General features: G+C 55.9%; 22 protein-coding genes. 15 read left to right on the top strand and 7 right to left on the bottom strand.

Annotation, left to right across the window (positions count from 1 at the left end; genetic code table 11):
- Positions 1–2 precede the first annotated feature (2 nt).
- Together thrC and F9C28_RS00880 are read left to right on the top strand one after the other, a co-directional pair.
- Entirely contained in the window at positions 3–1,289 is a 1,287-nt protein-coding gene (thrC, locus tag F9C28_RS00885) for a threonine synthase (RefSeq protein ID WP_199013212.1), read from the top strand.
- Positions 1,290–1,533: 244 nt separating this feature from the next.
- The gene (locus tag F9C28_RS00880; RefSeq protein ID WP_199013211.1) at positions 1,534–1,869 is read left to right on the top strand and encodes a DUF2502 domain-containing protein; all 336 of its coding nucleotides are present in this window, start codon (positions 1,534–1,536) and stop codon (positions 1,867–1,869) included.
- A 20-nt stretch (positions 1,870–1,889) separates the two neighbouring features.
- Here the strand turns inward: F9C28_RS00880 and F9C28_RS00875 are convergent, their stop codons facing one another.
- Positions 1,890–2,747 carry a Vmh family MBL fold metallo-hydrolase gene (locus F9C28_RS00875; protein WP_199013210.1) on the bottom strand — a complete coding sequence of 286 codons (858 nt, stop codon included), beginning with the start codon at positions 2,745–2,747 and terminating at the stop codon, positions 1,890–1,892.
- Between the two features lie 132 nt (positions 2,748–2,879).
- Here F9C28_RS00875 and F9C28_RS00870 point away from each other — a divergent pair, with 132 nt between their 5' ends.
- Positions 2,880–3,767 carry a LysR family transcriptional regulator gene (locus F9C28_RS00870; RefSeq protein WP_199013209.1) on the top strand — a complete coding sequence of 296 codons (888 nt, stop codon included), beginning with the start codon at positions 2,880–2,882 and terminating at the stop codon, positions 3,765–3,767.
- Between the two features lie 2 nt (positions 3,768–3,769).
- Here F9C28_RS00870 and yaaA read toward each other — a convergent pair whose 3' ends face one another.
- Both yaaA and F9C28_RS00860 read right to left on the bottom strand, forming a co-directional pair.
- Positions 3,770–4,546 carry a peroxide stress protein YaaA gene (yaaA, locus tag F9C28_RS00865; RefSeq protein WP_199013208.1) on the bottom strand — a complete coding sequence of 259 codons (777 nt, stop codon included), beginning with the start codon at positions 4,544–4,546 and terminating at the stop codon, positions 3,770–3,772.
- Positions 4,547–4,638: 92 nt separating this feature from the next.
- Positions 4,639–6,072, bottom strand: a complete 1,434-nt coding sequence (locus tag F9C28_RS00860) for an alanine/glycine:cation symporter family protein (RefSeq protein ID WP_199013207.1) — start codon at positions 6,070–6,072, stop codon at positions 4,639–4,641.
- A 200-nt stretch (positions 6,073–6,272) separates the two neighbouring features.
- Between F9C28_RS00860 and tal the strand changes: the two genes are divergently transcribed.
- From tal to F9C28_RS00845, 3 genes are all read left to right on the top strand, one after another.
- Complete coding sequence (tal, locus tag F9C28_RS00855; protein WP_199013206.1) at positions 6,273–7,226, top strand: transaldolase; 954 nt, start codon at positions 6,273–6,275, stop codon at positions 7,224–7,226.
- A gap of 113 nt (positions 7,227–7,339) precedes the next feature.
- Positions 7,340–7,927, top strand: coding sequence for a molybdopterin adenylyltransferase (gene mog / locus F9C28_RS00850; RefSeq protein WP_199013205.1), 588 nt, complete (start codon positions 7,340–7,342; stop codon positions 7,925–7,927).
- 137 nt (positions 7,928–8,064) lie between these two features.
- Positions 8,065–9,372, top strand: coding sequence for an MFS transporter (locus tag F9C28_RS00845; protein WP_199013204.1), 1,308 nt, complete (start codon positions 8,065–8,067; stop codon positions 9,370–9,372).
- A 57-nt stretch (positions 9,373–9,429) separates the two neighbouring features.
- On the opposite strand, the gene satP is transcribed toward F9C28_RS00845, so the two are convergent.
- Positions 9,430–9,996 (bottom strand): acetate uptake transporter, encoded by a 567-nt coding sequence (gene satP, locus F9C28_RS00840; protein ID WP_199013203.1) that lies wholly within the window; start codon positions 9,994–9,996, stop codon positions 9,430–9,432.
- A 557-nt stretch (positions 9,997–10,553) separates the two neighbouring features.
- Here satP and dnaK point away from each other — a divergent pair.
- The 4 genes from dnaK (at position 10,554) to nhaR (ending at position 16,354) form a co-directional block, all read left to right on the top strand.
- Positions 10,554–12,470 carry a molecular chaperone DnaK gene (gene dnaK, locus F9C28_RS00835; RefSeq protein WP_199013202.1) on the top strand — a complete coding sequence of 639 codons (1,917 nt, stop codon included), beginning with the start codon at positions 10,554–10,556 and terminating at the stop codon, positions 12,468–12,470.
- A gap of 223 nt (positions 12,471–12,693) precedes the next feature.
- Complete coding sequence (gene dnaJ, locus F9C28_RS00830) at positions 12,694–13,833, top strand: molecular chaperone DnaJ (RefSeq protein ID WP_199013201.1); 1,140 nt, start codon at positions 12,694–12,696, stop codon at positions 13,831–13,833.
- Positions 13,834–14,254: 421 nt separating this feature from the next.
- Positions 14,255–15,427, top strand: coding sequence for a Na+/H+ antiporter NhaA (nhaA, locus tag F9C28_RS00825; RefSeq protein ID WP_199013281.1), 1,173 nt, complete (start codon positions 14,255–14,257; stop codon positions 15,425–15,427).
- 15 nt (positions 15,428–15,442) lie between these two features.
- The gene (nhaR, locus tag F9C28_RS00820) at positions 15,443–16,354 is read left to right on the top strand and encodes a transcriptional activator NhaR (protein ID WP_199013200.1); all 912 of its coding nucleotides are present in this window, start codon (positions 15,443–15,445) and stop codon (positions 16,352–16,354) included.
- A 115-nt stretch (positions 16,355–16,469) separates the two neighbouring features.
- Here nhaR and rpsT read toward each other — a convergent pair whose 3' ends face one another.
- On the bottom strand, positions 16,470–16,733 hold the full coding sequence (rpsT, locus tag F9C28_RS00815) for a 30S ribosomal protein S20 (protein WP_199013199.1): 264 nt from the start codon (positions 16,731–16,733) through the stop codon (positions 16,470–16,472).
- A 326-nt stretch (positions 16,734–17,059) separates the two neighbouring features.
- On the opposite strand from rpsT, the gene ribF reads away from it, so the two are divergent.
- The 5 genes from ribF to ispH are packed head-to-tail and all read left to right on the top strand — an operon-like array spanning position 17,060 to position 22,811.
- Positions 17,060–18,016, top strand: coding sequence for a bifunctional riboflavin kinase/FAD synthetase (ribF, locus tag F9C28_RS00810; protein WP_199013198.1), 957 nt, complete (start codon positions 17,060–17,062; stop codon positions 18,014–18,016).
- Positions 18,017–18,046: 30 nt separating this feature from the next.
- Entirely contained in the window at positions 18,047–20,893 is a 2,847-nt protein-coding gene (gene ileS / locus F9C28_RS00805) for an isoleucine--tRNA ligase (protein WP_199013197.1), read from the top strand.
- On the top strand, positions 20,893–21,417 hold the full coding sequence (gene lspA, locus F9C28_RS00800) for a signal peptidase II (protein ID WP_199013196.1): 525 nt from the start codon (positions 20,893–20,895) through the stop codon (positions 21,415–21,417). The genes ileS and lspA overlap by 1 nt, the downstream gene beginning before the upstream one ends.
- Positions 21,410–21,880 (top strand): FKBP-type peptidyl-prolyl cis-trans isomerase, encoded by a 471-nt coding sequence (gene fkpB, locus F9C28_RS00795; RefSeq protein ID WP_199013195.1) that lies wholly within the window; start codon positions 21,410–21,412, stop codon positions 21,878–21,880. Before lspA ends, fkpB begins: the two co-directional genes overlap by 8 nt.
- Positions 21,861–22,811, top strand: coding sequence for a 4-hydroxy-3-methylbut-2-enyl diphosphate reductase (gene ispH / locus F9C28_RS00790; protein WP_199013194.1), 951 nt, complete (start codon positions 21,861–21,863; stop codon positions 22,809–22,811). The genes fkpB and ispH overlap by 20 nt, the downstream gene beginning before the upstream one ends.
- A gap of 67 nt (positions 22,812–22,878) precedes the next feature.
- Here the strand turns inward: ispH and F9C28_RS00785 are convergent, their stop codons facing one another.
- Both F9C28_RS00785 and ilvD read right to left on the bottom strand, forming a co-directional pair.
- A complete protein-coding gene (locus F9C28_RS00785; RefSeq protein WP_199013193.1) occupies positions 22,879–23,784 on the bottom strand; it encodes a dihydrodipicolinate synthase family protein in 906 nt (301 codons plus the stop codon).
- A complete protein-coding gene (ilvD, locus tag F9C28_RS00780) occupies positions 23,771–25,489 on the bottom strand; it encodes a dihydroxy-acid dehydratase (RefSeq protein WP_199013280.1) in 1,719 nt (572 codons plus the stop codon). Before ilvD ends, F9C28_RS00785 begins: the two co-directional genes overlap by 14 nt.
- Positions 25,490–25,498: the final 9 nt, after the last annotated feature.

Below are 25,498 nucleotides of genomic sequence, written 5' to 3'. Positions count from 1 at the left end.
GCATGAAACTCTACAATCTGAAAGATCATAACGAACAAGTCAGTTTTGCTCAGGCGGTGACGCAGGGGCTGGGTAAACAACAGGGGCTGTTTTTCCCTCTCGAATTGCCGGAGTTTGAGCACTCCGCGATCGACGAGATGCTCAACGATGATTTCGTGACCCGCAGTACGAAAATCCTCAGCGCGTTTATCGGTGATGAGATCCCCGCAGATGAACTGCACGCCCGGGTGGGTAAGGCATTTGCTTTCCCGGCCCCGGTAACCCAGGTCTCTGACCATATCGGCTGCCTGGAACTGTTCCACGGCCCGACCCTCGCCTTCAAAGATTTTGGCGGCCGCTTTATGGCCCAGATGCTGGATTACATCAGCGGCGATAAGCCGGTCACTATTCTGACGGCCACCTCCGGGGATACCGGTGCGGCGGTCGCCCATGCATTTTACGGTATGAAAAATGTGCGGGTGGTTATCCTCTACCCGCGCGGCAGGATCAGCCCGCTCCAGGAGAAACTGTTCTGCACCCTGGGGGGCAATATTGAAACTGTGGCCATTGATGGCGATTTTGATGCCTGCCAGGCCCTGGTGAAACAGGCCTTCGATGATGAAGAGCTGAAACAGGCGCTGGGGCTGAACTCGGCTAACTCGATTAATATCAGCCGCCTGCTGGCGCAAATTTGCTACTACTTTGAAGCGGTGGCCCAGTTACCCCAGGAGGCGCGTAATCAGTTAGTGGTTTCCGTGCCGAGCGGCAACTTCGGGGATCTGACCGCCGGTCTGCTGGCTAAATCTCTCGGCCTGCCGATTAAGCGCTTTATTGCCGCGACCAATGCTAACGATACCGTGCCGCGTTTCCTCTCCAGCGGGAAGTGGGAGCCGCACGCGACCCAGGCGACGCTGTCTAACGCCATGGATGTCAGCCAGCCTAATAACTGGCCCCGGGTAGAGGAGCTGTTCCGGCGCAAGATTTGGCGCCTGAATGAGCTGGGGTCCGCCACGGTCAGTGATGAGACCACCAAAGCGGCCATGCGTGACCTCAATAGTCAGGGGTATGTCTCTGAACCGCATGCGGCCATTGCCTGGTATGCCCTGAACCAACAGCTTCAGCCGGGGGAATATGGCCTGTTCCTGGGAACGGCGCACCCGGCCAAGTTTAAAGAAAGTGTGGAAGCCATCCTCGACCAGCCGCTGGCGCTGCCGCCGGCCCTGGCTGAACGGGCGGATCTGCCGCTGCTCTCGCATCTGCTACCGGCCGATTTCTCACAACTGCGCGCTTTTTTGCTGGCAGCGCGCTAAACGCAATGGTGCATCCGCGACAGGCCTGCCGGGGCTAACGCCCTGGCAGGTTTTTTTGCGTTAAAAAGCCAGTATCGCCGGGGAATTATGAAGAGAAAAAGGAGACAACAGGCAGGAAAAGTGCAGGAGTTGCCATAATATGCGTTATGCCGGAGATTAAGACAGCAGAGTATTATCATCCGCTACTGGCAGGGTATTATCACCTTACAGCCTATAAGGCGAAGATAAGACAAAGAGGTGAATAATGTTTAAGCCCCTGCTCCTGATATTTCCCCTGTTACTGGGCGCGGCCGGGATTGCCCATGCCGATGAAATTACACTACTCCCCTCGATCAAATTACAGATTGGCGATCGCGATAACTATGGTCACTATTGGGACGGCGGCCACTGGCGGGATCGCGACTGGTGGAATCGTCACTACCAGTGGCGTGACAACCGCTGGCATCCGCACCATCCGCCTCGCCACCACGGCAGTGCGCCGCATCGCCCACCGCATTATCATGGTCACGATAACCACGGTGGTCATGGCGGCCCGGGCGGTCACGGTAGCCACGGCGGCCCGGGTGGCCATCATCATTAATGCTTTTCCGGTCGCTGGCGTCAGGGCCAGCGCATTTCCCCGCTGTTCACTTTAGCGCTCAGCGCCAGGGCGCTGTCGTCCTCCAGTGTTGGCCAGTGTGCTTTCATCACCCGGGTAACCTCTGCCGCCTGCTTGTTGGCGGCCAGCACATGCTCGAAGTCCTGCAAATAACGCAATGTAAAGGTGACGGCCTGGTCACCGGCGGGGCGCTGGCCCAAATAGTGCCCGGGGATCACCTGCCGGGGATGCAAGTGCTGCATCTCGGTCAAAATATGTCGCCACTCGCTGCGCTGTTTGCGGCTCTGGGTATCTGCGGTCCAGACATGAATACCGGAAGAGACAGCGGTCCCGCCCAGAATGGTTTTGCTTTCCGGGATCCAGACATAGGCGGCGTAGCTGTTGCTGCGGCGTAACTCAATGGTGTTGCCATCCAGCGTAATCGTTGAGCGGGTAAGGGCCTCGGGAACAATAGTGCGCTGGGGGGCGCCGTCTTTCATCTGTGGCCCCCAGAACGCCAGCTTCGCTTTGCGGGTCGCGCGGATATGCGCCACGACGTTGGGAGAGGCCACCACTTTTACTCCCGGGAAGGCGTTTACCAGCGGCTCGAGGCCAAAGTAAAAATCCGGATCGCCGGCGGTGATGACGATCATTTGGAGCGGCTTTCCGCCCTGGCGGATCATTTGCACCAGTTTTTCGCCATCCTGGGTACTGAACTGGGCATCAAACAGAATGGCGTGCTCCGGGCCGGACACCAGCACAGAAGAGACCGGGAACATGCCGTGGTGCTGGGGGTTATAGACTTGCAGAGACAGCGGAGAGGCGAGGGCCGACCCGCTGATGGTGCTCAGCAGCAGGACCAGCCCGCAGTACGTTTTCATTGATTAAGATCCTTGCCGAAGGGCGCCGGAGATGACGCAGAGTGAATAGCGGCTATTTTATGCATTTTGCGATCTGTTAGAATTCCTGAAACCAGACATGCAGCATTTCATAAAACGATCGGATAACAGCCTATGGATCGCATCATTGCCGCACGGGTATATAACCGGATTTGTGAATTGGGCAGCCTGAGCGCGGCGGCCAGGGCGCTGGGGATGTCCCGGCCAATGGTGAGCCGTTATCTCGACGCGATGGAGTCCTGGGCCGGTGCCCGGCTGATTCACCGTTCATCGCGGCGGCTGACCATTACGCCCGCGGGGGAGGAGATCCTGCGCACCACCCGGCAACTGGCCAGTATCGCCGATATTATCGAAGGGCATGCCACCGCGGATGAGCCGGTAGGGACATTACGGGTGGCCTGCGCGCATTTTACCGCGGTGCACATTATTGGCCCGCGGATCCCGCCACTGCTTGAGCGCTACCCGGCATTACGTATTGAGCTGGATATCAGCAGCCAGCCGGTGAGTCTGGTGGGGGAACGTATTGATCTCGCGATACGGATAACCAACTACCCGGAGCCCGGGGCGATCGCCCGGCGGCTGGGGGACTGCACCTCGGTGATTTGTGCCGCGCCCGGCTATCTTGCGCGCCGCGGGGTGCCGCAAACCCCCGCCGATTTGGCCAACCATAATTGCCTGTGTTACAGCGGGTTTGCCGGGCAGTCATGGCGTTTTACCGCCCCGGGTGGCGGGGCGCTGAGCGTTGGGGTGAACGGTAATTTCAGTACCGGCATCTCGGCACTGCTGGGGGATGCGGCGCTGGCGGGCTGTGGCATTGCCATGATCCCGCTTCAGGAAGCATTACCGGGGCTTAACAGCGGGGCGCTGGTGACGGTCCTGCCAGAATACTCGCCCCAGCGCCTGGGGATTTACGGGCTGTACCAATCCAGAGAGCGCCAGCCCGCGGCATTACGCCTGCTGCTGGATGATTTGCAGGCGTCTTTGTTGCCGGATCGGGGGTAATATCAGTGCTGTTCGTGGCGCTTAAAGACCAGCTCCCGATCGCTGGACGTAGCGCTATCAAAGTAGTAACCGTCGCTGTCGAAGGCGGTTAACTGTTCCGGGGTCGACAGGCGATGGGTGATAATATACCGGCTCATCAGGCCCCGGGCTTTCTTGGCGTAGAAGCTGATCACTTTGAATTTGCCGTTTTTCTCATCGAGGAACACCGGCTTAATAATGGTTCCCTGGAGTTTTGCCGGTTTCACGGCCCGGAAGTATTCATCCGATGCCAGGTTGATCACCACGTCATCCCCCTGATCTTTTAGGGCGCTATTGAGTGTGTCGGTGATGGTATCCCCCCAGAAGCTGTATAAATCTTTCCCCTGCGGGTTTTCCAGCCGGATGCCCATCTCCAGCCGATAGGGCTGCATCAGATCCAGCGGCCGCAATACACCATAGAGCCCGGATAACATCCGCAGGTGCTGCTGGGCGAAGTCAAAATCATCCTCACTGAGGGTCTCTGCCTGCAGGCCGGTATAGACATCGCCTTTGAAGGCCAGAATGGCCTGGCGGGCATTATCCGGGCTGAAGTTGGGTTGCCAGTCGTGGAAGCGCGTGGCGTTCAGGGAGGCCAGCTTGTCGCTGATGCCCATCAGCGTGGCAATCTGTGGCTCAGAAAGCTGTCTGGCTATCTTAATCAGCTGCTGAGAATAGTCCAGCAGGGCCGGTTGGGTGAAACGTGTGGTGGCCAGCGGGCTTTGATAATCCAGGGTTTTGGCAGGTGAAATCAGGATCAGCATAGGGATTCCTTGGGGTGACTTTGGCCCTACTGTAGCAAATTTCCGGCATATTTCCCGCCGGGCAGGGCCAATGACTTCAATTGAAAAATTCGTTATCGGCCCCGGGGCTCATCCCAGACACTGGACTCAATATGGTACTGGATCTCCGGGAACCTGCGGGGGTCGAAGGTCGGCATCACCCCCAGTTTCCGCTGGCGTAAATAGTCAGCGGTAATTTCTCTTACCACCGGCGACAGCATCAGAATCGCAATCAGGTTCATACACACCATCAGCGCCATGACAATATCCGCCATCTGCCAGATCACGGTGATGCTTATCTGTGAGCCAACAATCACCATCCCCATCACCGCCAGACGCAGCAGCCACTTTTGCCACAGGGCGTCCCGGCGTAAGAACACCAGGTTATTCTCGGCGTAGGCGTAATTGGCGATGATTGAGGTAAAGGCAAACAGCAGGATCACCACCGCAATAAACTGTTCACCCCAGGGGCCAACCAGCCGGGATAACGCCTGCTGTACCAGCAAAATACCGTTTTCGTCGCTGTCGACACTGCTGCTGACGCCGGACAGTAAAATAATGGCCGCCGTGGCGGAGCAGATCAGCAAGGTATCAACAAGGACCCCGACCATTTGAATGATACCCTGGCTGGCGGGGTGAGGCGGCCACACCGCCGCTGCCGCTGCCGCATTCGGGGTGGAGCCCATCCCCGCTTCATTGGAAAATAGCCCGCGCTGTACCCCATTGGTCAGCGCCTGGCTCAGGGTGTATCCCGCTGTGCCTGCCGCGGCCTCTTGCCAGCCAAACGCGCTGCGGACAATGGTCTGTAACATCTGGGGCACCAGTTCCAGGTGCGTGACAATAACCAGCAACCCCATACCAATCCACAGCACGGCCATCAATGGCACAACCCACTGCGCCACCCGGGCGATGCCCTGCAACCCGCGGGCAATCACCAGGCCGGTGAGTAGGGCGAGGATGATACCGGTTGCCAGATGTGGCACCGAAAAGGCCTGATGCAGCGCATTGGCGATGGCACTGGACTGTACCGCATTGAAGACCAGCCCAAAAGCCAGCAGCAGGAAGAGAGCAAAAACAATACCCATTTTTCGCATCCCCAACCCACGTTCCATGTACCACGCCGGGCCGCCGCGATAGCGGCCTTCACCGTCTTTAACTTTATAAACCTGGGCAAGGGAACATTCGGCGAAACTGGTCGCCATGCCCAGTAGCGCGGCAACCCACATCCAAAACACCGCGCCGGGGCCACCGGCCGAGATAGCCAGAGCAATACCGGTAAGGTTGCCACTGCCCACCCGGGCCGCCAGACCAGTGCACAGTGCCTGAAATGAAGTAATGCCGTGGGGACGTAGGATTGTGCTTTTTTTGAGATTTTCCCCGGTCTGACGGAAATAGCGAAACTGGACAAAGCCGGTGCGGAAGCTGAACCACAATCCGGCGCCCAATAATAAAAATACCACCAGCGAGGTCCACAGTATCTCGCTAATAAAATACAAAAAGTCCTTCATGATGCTCCCGAAAAATCAGCTCAGGGCCCCATGACGACGAGGCTCTGATGAGGTGATGTCCATTATCATAAAAACTGAAACGCGATTTTAGCACAGAGTAAGGGCATATTCCGGTGGTTGCACCTCATGCGCGGCGTGCTATCATCGCCCTAAGACCGGTTACATCTCCCTAACACGTCGTTTTGAAGAGAATCTCTATTATGATGGATAAATTGACCTCCTTACGTCAGCTTACTACCGTAGTTGCTGATACCGGAGACATCGCTGCCATGAAGCTGTATCAGCCGCAGGATGCCACCACTAACCCTTCTCTTATCCTTAACGCTGCTCAGATCCCTGAATATCGTAAACTGATTGATGACGCTGTTGCCTGGGCACGTAACCAGAGCAGCGACCGCGCACAGCAGGTTGTTGATGCTACTGACCGTCTGGCGGTAAACATTGGTCTTGAAATCCTCAAACTGATCCCTGGCCGTATTTCTACCGAAGTTGACGCGCGTCTTTCTTACGATACTGAAGCCAGCATCGCCAAAGCCAAACGTCTGATCAAAATGTACAACGATGCCGGGATCAGCAATGACCGCATCCTGATCAAACTGGCCTCCACCTGGCAGGGCATTCGTGCCGCTGAACAGCTGGAAAAAGAAGGCATCAATTGTAACCTGACGCTGCTGTTCTCTTTTGCCCAGGCGCGCGCCTGTGCTGAAGCCGGTGTTTACCTGATCTCCCCGTTTGTGGGCCGTATCATGGACTGGTACAAAGCGAACACCGATAAAAAAGAGTACGCCGGTCATGAAGATCCGGGCGTTATCTCGGTGACTGAGATCTACAAATATTACAAAGAGCACGGTTATGAAACCGTGGTCATGGGCGCCAGCTTCCGTAACGTGGACGAAATCCTTGAACTGGCGGGCTGTGATCGTCTGACTATCGCACCGGCGCTGCTGAAGACCCTGTCTGAAAGCGAAGGGACCGTAGAACGCAAACTGGCATTCGCCGGTGAGGTGAAAGCCCGTCCGGATCGCATGACCGAATCTGCGTTTCTGTGGCAGCACAACCAGGATCCGATGGCGGTAGACAAACTGGCGGACGGTATCCGTAAGTTTGCTGTTGACCAGGGGAAACTGGAAAAAATGGTTGGCGACCTGCTGTAATCGCTCTCCCGATGGCCGGGGTTCCCCGGCCATACTTTTGATCTTCTCTCTGTCTGCCCGCCACACCAGCGTGTATTATTCTGGCCGTGTACCACTGATTTTTTGGAACAGCTATGAATATGTTACGCATCGGTCTGGTCTCTGTGTCTGACCGCGCCTCAAGCGGTGTTTATCAGGATAAAGGCATTCCTGCCCTCGAAGACTGGCTCACCCGCGCGCTGGCCACCCCTTTTGTTATTGAATCCCGGCTGATCCCGGATGAGCAGCCGCTGATCGAGCAGGCGCTATGTGAGCTGGTCGATGAAATGGGGTGCCACCTGGTACTGACCACCGGCGGGACCGGCCCGGCCCGGCGCGACGTTACCCCGGATGCAACGCTGGCGATAGCCGATCGCGAAATGCCCGGGTTTGGTGAACAGATGCGTCAGATAAGCCTGCACTTTGTGCCGACGGCGATTTTATCCCGCCAGACGGGGGTTATCCGCAAACAAGCGCTGATCCTTAACCTTCCCGGCCAGCCGAAATCCATCCAGGAAACCCTGGAAGGGGTGAAAGACGCACAGGGTAACACCGTGGTACACGGTATCTTCGCCAGTGTGCCTTACTGCATTCAGTTGCTGGACGGCCCGTATATTGAAACCCACGCGTCAGTTGTTGCGGCATTCCGCCCTAAAAGTGCCCGCCGGGACGCCACGATCTGATTGGCTCCGCCATCCAGGCCAGTAAGCCATAACCCGTTTGCAATCGCTGTAGTATTAGTTTATTTACGATGTGGTAACTTTTACGTTACATATATTCTGGCACACAGCGATTGTCACTCTTCTTCAACGGGTTTGCTATGACACAACACGCGCGCGCATTAAACCGGCAGGACTATAAAACCCTGACGCTGGCCGCTCTTGGCGGGGCGCTGGAGTTTTATGACTTCATCATTTTTGTCTTCTTTGCCGCCGTTATTGGCGAGCGCTTTTTCCCTGCGGATATTCCCGACTGGCTGCGCCAGTTACAAACCTTCGGTATTTTCGCCGCCGGTTACCTCGCCAGGCCGCTGGGGGGCATTATCATGGCCCACTTTGGTGATAAGGCAGGACGTAAGAAAATGTTTACGCTCAGCATTTTGCTGATGGCGTTGCCAACCCTGGCCATTGGCCTGTTGCCGACGTACGCCACGGTAGGGCTACTGGCGCCGGTGCTGCTGTTGTTAATGCGCATTCTGCAGGGGGCGGCAATTGGCGGAGAGGTGCCGGGCGCCTGGGTGTTTGTGGCGGAGCATGTCCCTGTCGGGCGTATTGGCCTGGCCTGCGGCACGCTGACTGCTGGGCTGACTCTCGGGATCTTACTGGGCTCGGTGGTGGCTACGTTGCTTAATACCAGTATGTCCCCGCAGGCGCTGGCGGAAGGGGGATGGCGTATCCCGTTTGTACTGGGGGGTGGCTTTGGGCTGGTGGCAATGTATTTACGCCGCTGGCTGCACGAAACGCCGGTATTTCTTGAAATGCAGCGCCGTAAAGTACTGGCCCGTGAATTACCGGTGCGTACGGTAGTGATGAAACACCGCCGGGCAGTGGTGATCAGTATGTTGCTCACCTGGCTGTTGTCTGCCGGTATCGTGGTGGTGATTTTGATGTCCCCGGTCTGGCTGCAAAAACAGTATGGTTTTGCCCCGGCGCTGACGTTGCAGGCCAACTGCATTGCTACGCTGATGCTGTGCGTTGGCTGTCTGCTGGCCGGGTTGGCGATTGATCGCATGGGCGCCGGGGCGACCTTTATCGCCGGTAGTCTGCTACTGGCGGTGGCCAGCAGTGCGTTTTATCATCTGGTGGCAGGCTCGCCCGGGTTACTGTTCTGGCTCTATGGTCTGGCGGGTTTTGCGGTAGGGATTGTTGGGGCGGTACCTTATGTGATGGTGCGGGCCTTTCCTGCTGAGGTGCGCTTTACCGGGATTTCATTCTCTTACAATCTGTCTTATGCGTTATTTGGCGGGATGACCCCCATTGTGGTGACCATGCTGAGCGGGATCTCTCCCCTGGGGCCGGCGTGGTATGTGCTTGCCCTGGCCATTGTGGGGCTGGGGGTCGGTATTAGCCTGCGTAATCCCCGCTACCATGAGGATAACCAGGTGGCGCAGATGCCCGGTGGAAATTAAAAAAAAGCGGCGCCTGGCGCCGCTTTTTTGTGGTTGCTATTTTGCTGTCGGGAATGATTAGCCCATTTCACCAATGGGCATCACGGTGCGGCCATAGTGGTGGTTAAGCACTTCACCCATCGCCAGATAGATGGCGCTTGCGCCGCAGATCAGGCCAATCCAGCCGCCGAGGTTGATAATTTTGCTGCTGTCCATCAGGTGGCCAATGGCCAGCAGTGTGAACAGTGCGGTCAGGCTCAGGAAGACAAACTGCAGCAGTTTCGAGCCATTCAGGGTACCGAGGTACATAAACAGCGTGAATACGCCCCAGATAGCCAGGAAGACACCGAGGAAGTGGCTGTTGGCGGCGGCGGAGAGCCCCATCTTCGGCATCACCAGAATCGCGACCAGGGTCAGCCAGAATGAACCGTAAGAAGCGAACGCGGTCAGGCCAAAGGTATTGCCCTTTTTAAATTCCAGCAGTCCGGCAAGAATTTGAGCGATACCGCCGTAAAATATCCCCATCGCCAGGATAATCACGTCCAGTTCAAATAAGCCAATATTATGCAGATTAAGCAAGATGGTGGTCATGCCAAAGCCCAGCAGGCCAAGGGGGGCAGGATTTGCCAACGAATTATTACCCATGATGTCCTCAGAAAAGTGATTGTTATGATTATTTAACATTAATTCCACGGAAGTCTTGTGCTGTGTGGGCGATGGATAATAATCATCAAAAAGTGACGTGTCTAGAATGAAAATGGATTGAAGGTCTCGTTTATGTGACTTTAATCTCATATTTTTACGTTTTTTTTATAAGTTAACATGATGTTTTGTACCGGTGGTGACAATCAATCGCGGCGGTATTCCCCATGGGTGTTACGTGGTTGTTATGTGTATTTCGGTGGGATGGCGATGGTTTTCGATGCGTGTGCGCAACATCAGCCATGCTGATAGAGGACAGAAAAGCACGATAGCGGGAGTCGACGCCGTGGATAGCGCGGGCCAGAAGATTATGGATCCGTATTGTGGTGAAAAAAATTTACGCTCTCCCCCTTGATGAGAGACACAGTGACCCCATCTTCTAGTCAACGCAGTGAGTGAACCTGAAAAAAACAATGTCAGGGCGCTTGAAACCACCGGGTTTCGCCCTTATTACAGGTTCATAATCACAACAGTGACAAATTTTTAGTGGAGACGTTTAGATGGGTAAAATTATTGGTATCGACCTGGGCACAACCAACTCTTGTGTAGCGATCATGGATGGCACTACAGCACGCGTGCTGGAGAACGCCGAGGGCGACCGCACCACGCCTTCTATCATTGCATATACTCAGGATGGCGAAATTCTGGTTGGTCAGCCGGCTAAACGTCAGGCCGTGACAAACCCGCAGAACACCCTGTTTGCGATTAAACGCCTGATTGGCCGTCGCTTCCAGGATGAAGAAGTACAGCGCGACGTCTCTATCATGCCGTACAAAATCATCGCGGCTGATAACGGCGATGCGTGGCTGGATGTTAAAGGTCAGAAAATGGCACCGCCGCAGATCTCTGCTGAAGTGCTGAAAAAAATGAAGAAAACGGCGGAAGATTACCTGGGTGAACCGGTAACTGAAGCGGTTATCACCGTACCGGCTTACTTTAACGATGCCCAGCGTCAGGCAACCAAAGATGCTGGCCGTATCGCCGGTCTGGAAGTAAAACGTATCATCAACGAACCGACCGCAGCCGCACTGGCTTACGGTATGGACAAAGAAGTGGGTAACCGCACTATCGCGGTATACGACCTTGGTGGTGGTACTTTCGATATCTCTATTATCGAAATCGACGAAGTTGACGGCGAAAAAACCTTTGAAGTACTGGCAACCAACGGTGATACCCACCTGGGTGGTGAAGACTTCGACAGCCGCCTGATTAACTACCTGGTAGAAGAATTCAAGAAAGATCAGGGTATCGACCTGCGTAATGACCCGCTGGCGATGCAGCGTCTGAAAGAAGCCGCTGAAAAAGCCAAGATCGAGCTGTCTTCTGCACAACAGACCGACGTGAACCTGCCGTACATCACTGCAGATGCCACCGGTCCGAAACACATGAACATTAAAGTGACTCGCGCCAAACTGGAAAGCCTGGTGGAAGACCTGGTTAACCGTTCTATCGAGCCGCTGAAAGTTGCCCTGCAGGATGCCGGTCTGTCTGTTTCTGACGTGAACGACGTTATCCTGGTGGGTGGTCAGACCCGTATGCCAATGGTTCAGAAGAAAGTGGCTGAATTCTTTGGTAAAGAACCGCGTAAAGACGTGAACCCGGATGAAGCTGTGGCCATCGGTGCTGCGGTTCAGGGTGGTGTACTGACCGGTGAAGTTAAAGACGTTCTGCTGCTGGACGTTACCCCGCTGTCTCTGGGTATCGAAACCATGGGCGGCGTAATGACGGCGCTTATCAACAAGAACACCACTATCCCGACCAAGCACAGCCAGGTGTTCTCTACCGCAGAAGATAACCAGAATGCGGTAACCATCCACGTGCTGCAGGGTGAACGTAAACGCGCTTCTGATAACAAATCTCTGGGTCAGTTTAACCTGGATGGGATTAACCCGGCACCGCGCGGCATGCCGCAGATCGAAGTGACCTTCGATATCGATGCCGATGGTATCCTGCATGTTTCCGCGAAAGATAAAAACAGCGGCAAAGAACAGCAGATCACCATCAAAGCCTCTTCCGGCCTGGATGAGAAAGAAATCGAAAAAATGGTTCGTGACGCCGAAGCTAACGCTGAGTCTGACCGTAAATTCGAAGAGCTGGTTCAGACCCGTAACCAGGGCGACCACCTGCTGCACAGCACCCGTAAGCAAGTTGAAGAAGCTGGCGATAAACTGCCGGCTGACGACAAAACGGCTATCGAGTCTGCACTGAGTGCGCTGGAAACCTCGCTGAAAGGCGAAGATAAAGCCGACATCGATGCGAAAATCCAGGCGCTGGCCGAAGTTTCTCAGAAACTGATGGAAATCGCTCAGCAGCAGCATGCTCAGCAGCAGGCCGGTGGCTCTGCTGAACAGGCGAACACGGCGAAAGATGACGATGTTGTCGATGCTGAGTTCGAAGAAGTTAAAGATAAAAAATAATCGCCCTGATGCGGGGTAGATAACTGGCACGGGCGTAGAGGATCTTCCTCCACGCCCGTGCACGTATGTGGAGCCGGATACAGGCTTTTGAATTGTCAGCGTGTGCCCCGGTATGAAATTCCCTCCAGAAACATATCGTTAGCAATATCGGTACGGACATTCCGGGTAATACTGGCAGCAACAACTATGCCTGGCACCAGGCTCTAAAGGGCAGATAAAAGAGATGGCGAAGAGAGACTACTACGAGGTTTTAGGCGTTTCCAAAACCGCAGAAGAGCGTGAGATTAAAAAGGCCTATAAGCGCCTGGCAATGAAATATCACCCGGACCGTAACCAGGGAGATAAAGACGCCGAAACCAAATTTAAAGAAGTAAAAGAAGCCTACGAAATTCTGACTGATGATCAGAAACGCGCCGCTTATGATCAGTACGGCCACGCCGCCTTTGAACAGGGTGGTATGGGCGGCGGCGGCTTCGGCGGTGGTTTTGGCGGCGGCGCTGATTTTGGCGATATCTTCGGTGATGTCTTTGGTGATATTTTCGGTGGCGGACGCCGCCAGCGCGCAGCCCGTGGTGCAGACCTGCGCTACAACATGGAGTTAACCCTCGAAGAGGCTGTCCGCGGGGTGACCAAAGAAATTCGTATTCCGACCCTGGAAGAGTGCGATGTTTGCCACGGTAGCGGCGCGAAGGCTGGCTCCAAACCGCAGACCTGCCCGACCTGTCACGGGGCGGGCCAGGTACAGATGCGTCAGGGTTTCTTTACCGTGCAGCAGGCGTGTCCGCACTGCCAGGGCCGCGGTACTATCATCAAAGATCCGTGCAACAAATGTCATGGACATGGCCGGGTTGAGAAAAACAAAACCCTGTCAGTGAAAATCCCTGCCGGGGTCGACACCGGTGACCGTATCCGTCTGTCCGGTGAGGGCGAAGCGGGCGAGCAGGGTGCGCCGTCTGGCGATTTGTACGTTCAGGTTCAGGTAAAACAGCACCCGATTTTTGAGCGCGAAGGTAATAACCTGTACTGCGAAGTGCCGATTAACTTCACCATGGCAGCTCTGGGTGGTGAAATTGAAGTGCCGACCCTGGATGGCCGTGTGAACCTGAAAGTGCCGTCTGAAACCCAGACCGGTAAACTGTTCCGCATGCGCGGCAAAGGGGTTAAATCTGTCCGCGGTGGCGCTCAGGGTGACCTGCTGTGCCGCGTGGTGGTTGAAACCCCGGTCAGCCTGAATGAGAAGCAGAAAAAACTGCTGCAAGAGTTGCAAGACAGTTTCGGCGGCCCCACCGGCGAAAACAACAGCCCGCGCTCTAAGAGCTTCTTCGACGGGGTTAAAAAGTTCTTTGACGATTTGACCCGCTAATCCGCTGGTATCATATCGCGCTCCCGGCCCGGACATCTGTTCCGGGCCTTTTTATTTTTCATTCCGGCCAGGTTAACGCCTGGGGCTGTTGGTTCAGATCCCGGACGTGTACCATTCGGAAAAATAACACCGATTGATAGTGTGGATACTTATTCCTCTAATTTGGGCGATTATTAGCGATTTGTTTCACTAAAAAATATTAACTATCAATCCATTAGAAATTTATCGCCTAAATATAATAAACCATAGAGCTTGCGTTGATTCACAACTATTGAGGTTGTGCTGCGATAACCATTAACGCAGCGCTGTGGTTATATTTCGGTTTTTACGATCTCATTACGCTAAATAAGCTGATTTTGTCGAGTTAGTTATTGGTCTATTATCGAAAAATCCGAAGTAAATGAGGTGGATGTAGATAATGATAAAATGCCTGGCTCGGTTTTTTAAAAGTGATATTTCTTCTGGCATCGTACTAATTATTGCCGCGGTACTGGCCATGCTGATGGCCAATCTCCCGTGGACCGCCCGGGGGGATCAGGCGTTTTTGGATATTCCGGTCGTTATGCAGTTTGGGGCGCTGGAAATTAATAAAAACCTGTTACATTGGGTCAATGACGCCTTAATGGCGATTTTCTTCTTGTTGATTGGCCTCGAAATTAAACGGGAAATGATGTTTGGTTCCCTGGCCAGTCGTCGGCAGGCCATTTTCCCGGTGCTGGCTGCCATTGGCGGTATGCTGGTGCCGGCGCTGATTTATCTGGCATTTAACGCGGCCGATCCGATAACCCGCAGCGGCTGGGCGATTCCGGCAGCCACGGATATCGCGTTTGCCCTCGGGGTTCTGGCGTTGCTGGGGAGCCGGGTCCCCCTGAGCCTGAAAGTATTTTTGATGGCGCTGGCGATCATTGATGACCTCGGGGCGATTGTTATCATCGCGCTGTTCTATACCCACGAGTTATCGGCGTTGTCGTTAGCGGTAGCGGCAGTTGCGATAGTGGCGCTGGCAGTGCTCAATCTCTTTAATGTGCGGCGGGTCGACGTCTATCTGCTGGTTGGGCTGGTATTGTGGGTGGCTGTGCTGAAGTCCGGGGTTCACGCCACGCTGGCCGGGGTGATTATCGGGTTCTTTATTCCGTTGAAAAAGAAAAACGGCCATTCGCCGTCCGCAGCCCTGGAACATGTGCTGCATCCGTGGGTGGCCTTTGTCATTCTGCCGCTGTTTGCCTTTGCCAATGCCGGTGTATCGTTGCAGGGGGTATCCTTTGGTGAGCTGGGGTCAATTCTGCCTGCCGGTATCATCGGCGGCTTGTTGCTCGGTAAGCCATTAGGGATCAGCCTGTTCTGCTGGCTGGCGATTAAACTCAAATGGGCATCACTGCCTCATGGCGCCCGGTTTAGCGATATTGTTGCCGTGGGGGTGCTGTGCGGTATTGGTTTTACCATGTCGATTTTTATCTCCACCCTGGCCTTTGCCAGCGTGGACCCGCACTTGTTGACCCAGGCGAAGCTGGGGATTCTGGTGGGGTCGTTATTGGCCGCCGTGGCCGGATACAGTTTGCTCAAGTGCCGTTTATCACGCGCTGAACGTACATAGCAGGGAGCCATGTCGATGTCGCATATTAATTACAATCATCTTTATTACTTTTGGCACGTGTGCCGGGAAGGGTCTGTGGTCGGTGCCGCAGAGGCGCTGTATCTGACCCCACAAACCATTACCGGCCAGATTAAGGCTCTGGAAGCTCGCTTACAGGGCAAACTGTTTAAACGCAAGGGCAGGGGGCTGGAGCCTTCGGAGCTGGGGCAACTGGTATACCGCTATGCGGACCGGATGTTTACCCTCAGCCAGGAGATGCTGGATATCGTTAACTACCGCAAAGAGTCCCACCTGATTTTTGATGTTGGCGTGGCAGATGCACTGTCCAAGCACCTGGTCAGCCGGGTGCTGGACGGCGCGGTAACCGACGATGAGCAAATCCACTTACGCTGTTTTGAGTCTACCCATGAGCTGCTGCTGGAGCAGCTAAGCCAGCACAAGCTGGATATGATTATTTCCGACTGCGCCATTGATTCCACCCAGCAGGAAGGGCTGTTTTCCGTGAAGATTGGCGAGTGTAGCGTCAGTTTCTGGAGCCGTACTCCGGCGCCGGAAAAACCCTTCCCGGCCTGCCTGGAGGAGCGGCGCTTGCTGATCCCCGGCCGCCGTTCAATGCTGGGCCGTAAATTGCTCAACTGGATTAACTCCCAGGGGCTGAACGTGCAGATCCTCGGCGAGTTTGATGACGCGGCGCTGATGAAAGCCTTCGGGACGGCCCATAATGCGATTTTTGTCGCGCCGACCCTATACCATAACGATTTTTACGATGACGACAGCATGGTGGAAATCGGGCGGGTGGATAATGTAATGGAAGAGTACCACGCGATTTTTGCTGAGCGGATGATTCAGCACCCGGCGGTGCAGCGGATTTGTAACCGGGATTACCGGGCGTTGTTTGCACCAGGCAGCGCGGAGCAGGATAACTGAGTATTGCCCACACGGCGCGCGCGGATGGCGCGTGGCGGTGTGGTGATGAGCGAACGCCAGACATAAAAAAACCCGCCTGAGCGGGTTTTTTTATCAAAGCACAACGAACAGGCGATTAAGCCAGTTTGTTGATCTGAGCAGTCAGGTTTGCTTTATGACGCGCAGCTTTGTTTTTGTGGATCAGACCGTTGCTGGCCTGACGATCCACAATTGGTTGCATTTCGTTAAATGCATTCTGAGCAGCAACTTTGTCGCCTGCTTCAATCGCCGCGTATACTTTCTTGATAAAAGTACGCATCATGGAGCGACGGCTAGCGTTGTGCTTGCGGCGCTTTTCAGACTGTACGGCGCGTTTCTTAGCTGATTTGATATTAGCCAAGGTCCAACTCCCAAATAATCTATATGGACATTCAAAGGCCGAGGAATATGCCCGTTTAGCCTTCTTTTGTCAATGGATTTGTGCAAATAAGCGCCGTTAAAAAATCGGCACCAGTTACGTAGTGATGGCGCAAGATTCTACCAGCTTGCTCGCCGCTAATACAGCCCTGATGCGACAAAAAAGCGCATCTCGGACCAGATAATTCTACTGAAATGCGCCATGATGATGAAATCACTCGCTGCTTTGTGTGATTGCGGTGATTACCGGGTTAACCTTAACCGCTGTACAAGGTATAATCCGCCGATTTCCACTGTTTTGAGCCAGTCATGAAGCTGATACGCGGCATACATAATCTTTGTCCGGCCCACCACGGCTGTGTACTGACCATTGGTAACTTTGACGGCGTCCACCGCGGGCACCAGGCTTTGCTAAAAGCCCTGCGCGCGCAAGGCGATGCCCGTGGGTTGCCGGTAATGGTCATGATTTTTGAGCCCCAACCGCTCGAATTGTTTGCGGCAGAGAAAGCCCCCGCACGGTTGAGCCGGTTACGGGAAAAGCTCCGCTATCTGGCGGAATGCGGTGTGGATTATGTGCTCTGTGTGCATTTTGATCGCCGCTTTGCTGCACTGACGGCGCAAAGCTTCGTCAGCGACCTGCTGGTGAAAACCCTGGGGGTACAATTTCTGGCCATTGGCGATGATTTCCGATTTGGCGCTGGTCGTCAGGGGGATTTCTTGTTATTACAGAAGGCGGGAGTGGAATATGGCTTCCAGGTCGCCAGTACCCAGACATTTTGCCACAGCGGAATGCGTATTAGCAGCACGGCCGTTCGCCAGGCGCTACAACAGGATGATCTTGAGCAGGCAGAACGTCTGTTGGGGCATCCGTTTACAATTTCTGGCCGCGTAGTACACGGCGACGAGTTAGGCCGTACTATCGGCTTTCCCACTGCAAATCTGCCGCTGCGGCGCCAGGTCTCCCCGGTAAAAGGGGTATTTGCGGTTGAAGTTATCGGTCCCTGGGGTCAGGCGATCCCCGGCGTGGCCAATATCGGTACCCGACCAACGGTGTCCGGTATGCGCCAGCAACTGGAGGTTCACTTACTGGATGTGGTAATGGACCTCTACGGGCAGCATATTGATGTGATATTGCGGAAAAAAATTCGCAACGAGCAGCGGTTTGCTTCCCTGGATGAGCTGAAAGCGCAAATCGCCAGAGATGTGGAAACAGCCCGGGATTTTTTTGGGCTGCAGCCCCCGGCTAACGACTGCCAGAGCTATTAATTAACACCGAAATACGGAACCGAGAATCTGATGAGTGACTATAAATCTACCCTGAATTTGCCGGAAACAGGGTTCCCGATGCGCGGCGATCTCGCCAAGCGCGAACCGGATATGCTGGCGCGCTGGAATGACGACGGCCTGTACCAAATCATTCGTAACGCCAAGAAGGGTAAAAAATCCTTCATTCTGCATGATGGCCCTCCTTATGCGAACGGCAGCATTCATATTGGTCACTCAGTTAACAAGATTCTGAAAGATATTATTATTAAGTCTAAAACCCTGTCCGGATACGACTCACCGTATATCCCGGGGTGGGACTGCCACGGCCTGCCTATCGAGCTGAAAGTTGAACAACAATACGGCAAGCCGGGGGAAAAATTTACCGCCGCAGAATTTCGCGCCAAGTGCCGGGAATATGCCGCCGCTCAGGTTGACGGCCAGCGCCAGGACTTTATCCGTCTGGGCGTGCTGGGTGACTGGCAGCACCCGTATCTGACCATGGACTTCGATACCGAAGCCAACATCATCCGCGCACTGAGCAAAATCATTGCCAACGGCCACCTGCACAAAGGGGCGAAGCCGGTGCACTGGTGTATCGACTGCCGCTCTGCGCTGGCCGAAGCCGAAGTGGAATACTATGACAAAGTCTCCCCTTCTATTGACGTGGCGTTCCGTGCCGTAGACCAGGCCGCGGTGAAAACCGCCTTTGGGGTGGACAACGTTAACGGCCCGATCGCGATGGTTATCTGGACCACCACCCCGTGGACCTTACCGGCTAACCGCGCTATCTCGCTGCATGCGGATATCGACTACGCCCTGGTGCAGGTTGACGGCCAGGCGCTGATCCTCGCCAGCGATTTGGTGGACAGCGTGATGAAACGCACCGGGCTGTCCGGCCAGATCCTCGGCACCGTAAAAGGTGCTCAGCTGGAGCTGTTGCGCTTTACGCACCCGTTTATGGGCTTCGATGTCCCGGCCATTCTGGGCGAGCATGTCACCCTGGATGCAGGGACCGGTGCGGTGCATACCGCCGGTGGTCACGGCCCGGATGACTACACCATCAGCCTGAAATACGGCCTCGAAATCGCTAATCCGGTAGGGCCAGACGGCACTTACCTGCCGGGCACCTATCCGACGCTGGATGGGCTTAATGTCTTTAAAGCCAACGATCTGATCGTTGAACTGCTGCGCGAGAAGGGCGCACTGCTGCACGTTGAAAAAATGCAGCACAGCTACCCGTGCTGCTGGCGCCACAAAACGCCGATTATCTTCCGCGCCACCCCGCAGTGGTTCGTGAGTATGGACCAGAAAGGCCTGCGGATTAACTCGCTAAAAGAGATTGACCGCATCGAGCAAGAAGGGCTGGCGAAAGATAATCTTAGCGGGTGGATCCCGGCATGGGGTAAAGCGCGCATTGAAAACATGGTGGCTAACCGCCCGGACTGGTGTATCTCCCGCCAGCGTACCTGGGGCGTGCCGATGTCGCTGTTCGTGCATAAAGACACCGAAGAGCTGCACCCGCGCACCGTTGAGCTGATGGAAGAAGTCGCTAAACGGGTTGAGAAAGACGGTATTCAGGCCTGGTGGGATCTGGATCAGCGGGACATTCTGGGTGATGACGCCGACAACTGGGTGAAAGTGCCGGATACCCTGGACGTATGGTTTGACTCTGGATCTACCAGCTACTCTGTGGTGGATGCGCGTCCGGAATTTAACGGCCACTCGGCGGATATGTACCTGGAAGGTTCTGACCAGCACCGCGGCTGGTTTATGTCCTCCCTGATGATCAGCGTTGCCATGAAAGGCAAAGCCCCGTACCGCCAGGTGCTGACCCACGGTTTCACCGTTGATGGCCAGGGCCGTAAAATGTCCAAATCTATCGGTAACACCGTTAGCCCGCAGGATGTGATGAACAAACTGGGCGCGGATATTCTGCGCCTGTGGGTGGCGTCTACCGATTACACCGGCGAAATGGCCGTGTCTGACGAGATCCTCAAACGCTCCGCCGATGCATATCGCCGTATCCGTAACACCGCGCGTTTCCTGCTGGCCAACCTGAACGGGTTTGATCCGGTGAAAGACATGGTGAAACCGGAAGAGATGGTGGTGCTGGATCGCTGGGCAGTAGGCTGCGCCCTCGAAGCCCAGGCGGACATTATCAAATCCTATGAAAGCTACGATTTCCACGAAGTGGTACAGCGCCTGATGCGCTTCTGCTCCGTCGAAATGGGATCGTTCTATCTGGATATCATCAAGGATCGCCAGTACACCGCTAAAGCGGACAGCGTGGCGCGCCGCAGCTGCCAGACCGCGCTGTACCACATTGCCGAAGCGCTGGTGCGCTGGATGGCGCCGATCATGTCTTTCACCGCCGATGAAGTCTGGGGTTACCTGCCGGGCAACCGCGAGAAATATGTCTTCACCGGTGAATGGTATGAGGGCCTGTTTGGCCTGGCCGACAGCGAAGCGATGAACGACGCGTTCTGGGAAACCTTGCTCGAAGTGCGTGGTGAAGTGAACAAGGTGATTGAACAGGCCCGCGCCGACAAGCTGGTAGGGGGCTCCCTGGGTGCCGCCGTCACGCTGTATGCCGAGCCGGACCTGAAAGCGAAGCTGCTGAGCCTTGATGACGAGCTGCGATTTGTTCTGTTGACCTCCGGGGCTCAGGTTGCCGATTATGCCGACGCCCCGGAACAAGCCCAGCAGAGTGAACTGCTCAAAGGGTTGAAAATTGCCTTGCAGAAAGCTGAAGGTGAGAAATGCCCGCGCTGCTGGCACTTCACCACCGATATTGGCAAGGTCGCGGAGCACCCAGATATCTGTGGTCGCTGTGTTAGCAACGTAGCCGGTGACGGCGAAAAACGTAAGTTTGCCTGATGAGTAAACCGATTCTTTCAACGGGTCTGCGCTGGCTGTGGCTGGCGCTCCTGGTGCTGGTAGTGGATCTGGGTTTCAAACAGTGGATTATGGATAATTTTGTGCTGTATGAAACCCGGCCGCTGATCCCGTTTTTCAACCTGCATTATGCCCATAACCCGGGGGCGGCGTTTAGCTTCCTCGCCGGGCAGGATGGCTGGCAGCGCTGGTTCTTTGCCGGTATTGCTATCGGCATTGCTCTGGTGCTGCTGGTGCTGCTTTACCGCACTAAAGCCAGCCAGAAGATCAACAATATTGCTTACGCGCTGATCATTGGCGGGGCACTGGGCAACTTGTTCGATCGTATGGTGCACGGTTTTGTGGTGGATATGATCGACTTTTATGTCGGTGACTGGCACTTCCCGACGTTCAACATTGCCGATACGGGGATCTGTATCGGTGCCGCGCTGATTGTGCTGGAGGGCTTTTTTGTCTCTTCCAGCAAACCTGGCGATAAAGACGATAAAAAGGTGACCAATGGCTGAGTCTGTACAGAGCAACAGCGCGGTGCTGGTGCATTTCACGCTGAAACTCGACGACGGCTCCACCGCTGAGTCGACCCGCGAAAACGGCAAACCGGCGTTGTTCCGCCTTGGGGACACCAGCTTGTCTGAAGGGCTGGAGCAGCACCTGCTGGGGCTGAAAGCCGGGGATAAGACCCGCTTCTCCCTGCCGCCGGAGTCCGCTTTCGGGGTAGTCAGCCCTGACCTGATTCAGTATTTCTCCCGGCGCGATTTTATCGACGCCGGGGAGCCTGAAATTGGGGCTATCATGTTATTTACGGCAATGGACGGCAGCGAGATGCCCGGCGTAGTGCGGGAAGTTAACGGTGACTCAATCACGGTAGACTTCAACCACCTGCTGGCCGGGCAGACAGTGCATTTTGACGTAGAAGTGCTGGAGGTTGATCCGGTGCTGGAGGCTCCACATGCAGATCCTGTTGGCTAACCCGCGCGGTTTCTGCGCCGGGGTTGACCGCGCTATCAGCATTGTTGAAAACGCGCTGACGCTGTTCGGCGCGCCAATTTATGTCCGCCATGAAGTGGTACACAACCGCTATGTGGTGGATAGCCTGCGCCAGCGTGGGGCGATTTTCATTGAAGAAATCAGTGAGGTACCGGACGGCACCATTCTGATCTTCTCTGCCCACGGGGTATCCCAGGCGGTCCGTAATGAGGCGAAAAGCCGCGATCTGACGGTGTTCGATGCCACCTGCCCGCTGGTGACTAAAGTGCATATGGAGGTGGCGCGCGCCAGCCGCCGTGGTGAAGAAGCTATCCTGATAGGCCATGCGGGCCATCCGGAAGTCGAAGGCACCATGGGCCAGTACAGTAACCCGGAAGGGGGCATGTATCTGGTGGAGTCCCCGGATGATGTCCTGACACTGACGGTAAAAGATCCGACCCGGCTTTCGTTTATGACCCAGACCACCCTGTCGGTGGATGATACTTCAGAGGTGATTGACGCCCTGCGCCAGCACTTCCCGAAAATCATTGGGCCGCGTAAAGACGATATCTGCTACGCCACGACCAACCGCCAGGAAGCAGTGCGCAGCCTGGCCGCCCAGGCCGATGTCGTGCTGGTGGTGGGGTCGAAGAACTCCTCTAACTCTAACCGGCTGGCTGAACTGGCCCGCCGTCAGGGGAAAACCGCCTACCTGATTGATGACGCCAGCGATATTCAGGAAGAATGGGTCGCCGGCGCTGATTGCGTTGGGGTGACTGCCGGGGCATCCGCGCCGGATATTCTGGTGCAAAACGTGATTAGCCGGTTACAGCAACTGGGCGGCGGGGACGCGATTTCGCTGGAGGGCCGGGAAGAGAATATCGTCTTCGAAGTACCGAAAGAGTTACGCCTCGACGTGCAGCAAATCGACTGATACCGGAACACCATAAAAAAGGGGCCAGTGACCGGCCCCTTTTTTATGGTGAATTTGCCAGGCTACTTTATAGCGTGAATGCCTCGATTAACTGGTCAATCTGCTGGTGATCGGCGGGGGTTAACGGCCAGCCAGGGCGGCGGCAGTAGTCACTGGCGATGATCCCGCGGCGGTGCAGGATACTTTTCTCCACCTGGATAATATATTCACAGTGGCTCATCCACGGGCGGATAAACGGCAGCAGCCGCTGATGTAGCGCCCGGGCCGCATGGCAGGCATTATCCTGCCAGAGCCGGTAAATCGCGACATACACTTCACTGAAGGAACAGCCGGGCATCACGCCTTTTCCCCCGGCGTCCAGCATATCCGGCATAAAAATCCCGGCGTAGCCATTCATCACCGTCGCCCCCGGCGCCTGGGCAAGAAACGCCCGGGTGTACTCCACCGGCGAGGTGCTCTCAATTTTAAATACCGCGTGGGGATAGCGCCCGGCCACCGCGGCCAGCTGCTCTACCGGCAGGGCGATGCCGGTTTCCCCCGGGGCATACTGGACCAGCACCGGGATCTCGACCGCCTCAAGCACCGCCGCAATATGCGCGTCGATAGCCTCCGGTGTCGGGCGTAAAAAGAAAGGCGGTAACAGCATCAGCGCATCGGCCCCAAGCCGGGCATATTGCCGGGCGCGCTGTACCGCCTGCTCGGTACAGTGATCGGTAACCGACAGTACCCGATACAGTGACGATCCGGCCAGGGTGCTGATAAACAGCTGCGCCAACCGGGTGCGTTCAGCGTCGTTGAGTTTGGGGAACTCGCTGGCGATGCCAAACAGCGTCGTCCCCTGGATACCGGTGCCCGCCAGGTGCTCCAGCAGATGTACCATACTGGGCAGGTCGATATCGCCCTGTGGGGTAAATGGCAGGGCAACAATCGGGTTCACCCCGGTGATCGGCCGGGCATTATTATGTTGGTTCACTGGGTGGCTCCTCTGCGGTTAATACCGCGCCCTGTGCGGCGGGTAAGGCCCAGCGGCGGTAGAGTTGTAAAAAACCGCGCGGGACCTGTTTGTGTACTGGCTGCCAGCGGCGCCGGCGCTGCGCCAGCTCGTCGTCGCTGACTTGCAGCGTCAGTGTTCTGGCCGGAATATCAATGGTTATCGGGTCGCCTTCCTCTACCAGCCCGAGGGCGCCGCCTTCGACCGCCTCTGGCGAGATATGGCCAACAAACAGTCCGCGGTTTGAGCCGGAGAAACGGCCATCGGTGATCAGCGCGCAACTGTCTGAGAGGCCCATCCCTTCCAGGGACTTCATCGGCTTATACATCTCTGGCATACCGGGGCCTCCGGCGGGGCCTTCATAGCGCAGCACCAGCACGCTACCCGGGGAGATGGTGCCGGACATAATGGCGTCAATGGCGTCTTGCTCGCTGTTAAACACCACTGCCGGCCCGGTAAAGCACAGCAGCGGTTCCGGGACGGCTGCGGGTTTAACAATCGCGCCCAGGGGGGCGAGGTTGCCGTGCAGTACCGCGACACCGGCTTCATTACGTACCGGGGCGTGGAGAGTGTGGATCACTTCTGGTCGGGGGGAGGGGGCACCGGCGGCCAGCAGTTCGCGTTTGGTTTTACCGCTGACGGTAAGCGCATCCTGGTGCATCAGGGCCTGAATTTCATGTTCAACGGCGGGCACGCCACCGGCTTCCCAGAAATCGATCATGTCATGTTCTGATGCCGGGTAGAGTGCCGCCACCAGCGGGACCTGGTGGCTGAGAGCATCGAACGCCGAGAGCGGCAAATGGCCCAGTTCGGCTTCATAATGGATAGCCTGCAGGTGCAGAATAGCGTTGGTGGAGCCGCCCGTCGCCAGCAAGAATACCATGGCGTTGTGAATCGCCGCTGGGGTGATGATTTGGCGGGCATTGAGCCCCTGATTCACTAGCTGCACCGCTTGTTTGCCGCTCTCCAGTGCTGCCTGCAGGCGTTGGGGAGAGACCGCCGGCAACATGCTGCTGCCGGGCAGGCTCATGCCCAGTACTTCGGCCAGGCAGCACATGGTATTAGCGGTGCCGTACATGGTGCAGGAGCCGGGGCCGGGCTCGGCGATATTTTCAATATGCGCGAACTCGTCGGCGGTGATCTCTCCCCGGGCCTTCCAGCCGATGGCCTCGGTAACAATATTGCCGTCCCAGTGCTTTCCACGGTAGCTCGCCGGGTACATGGGCCCGCCATTCACCATAATGGCGGGGACGTCCAGCCGGGCGGCGGCCATCAGCATGCCGGGGACGATTTTGTCACAGGAGCCCAGCAAGACCATGCCGTCAAAGCGGTGGGCGCGCATCATCACCTCCACAGAGGCGGTGATCACTTCCCGGGCTGCAAGGATATAGCGCATTCCCAGGTGCCCTTCGGCGATACCGTCGCAGGGGGCGATAGTACCAAACACCATGCCGACCCCGCCGGCCTGCTCAATACCGGCCAGCACCTGGGCGGTCAGATCGTTGAGATTGACATGGCCTGCGGTGGCATTGGTGTAGCTGTTGACCACCGCAATTACCGGACGGCGCAATTGCTCATCCGTATGGCCCATGGATTTATATAATGCCCGCTTCAGGGCCCCGTCATCACCGGTTAACACCGGGCTGAAATGGGGCCCGCATTGGGTACAGCCGCCGCATCCGCTCATGGTCATCCT

It is taken from the genome of Shimwellia pseudoproteus (genome assembly GCF_016415625.1).
Taxonomy (GTDB): Bacteria; Pseudomonadota; Gammaproteobacteria; order Enterobacterales; family Enterobacteriaceae; genus Shimwellia; species Shimwellia pseudoproteus.
The sequence above is the reverse complement of the archived record's forward strand: the minus strand, read 5'-3'. Positions and strand labels throughout refer to the sequence as shown.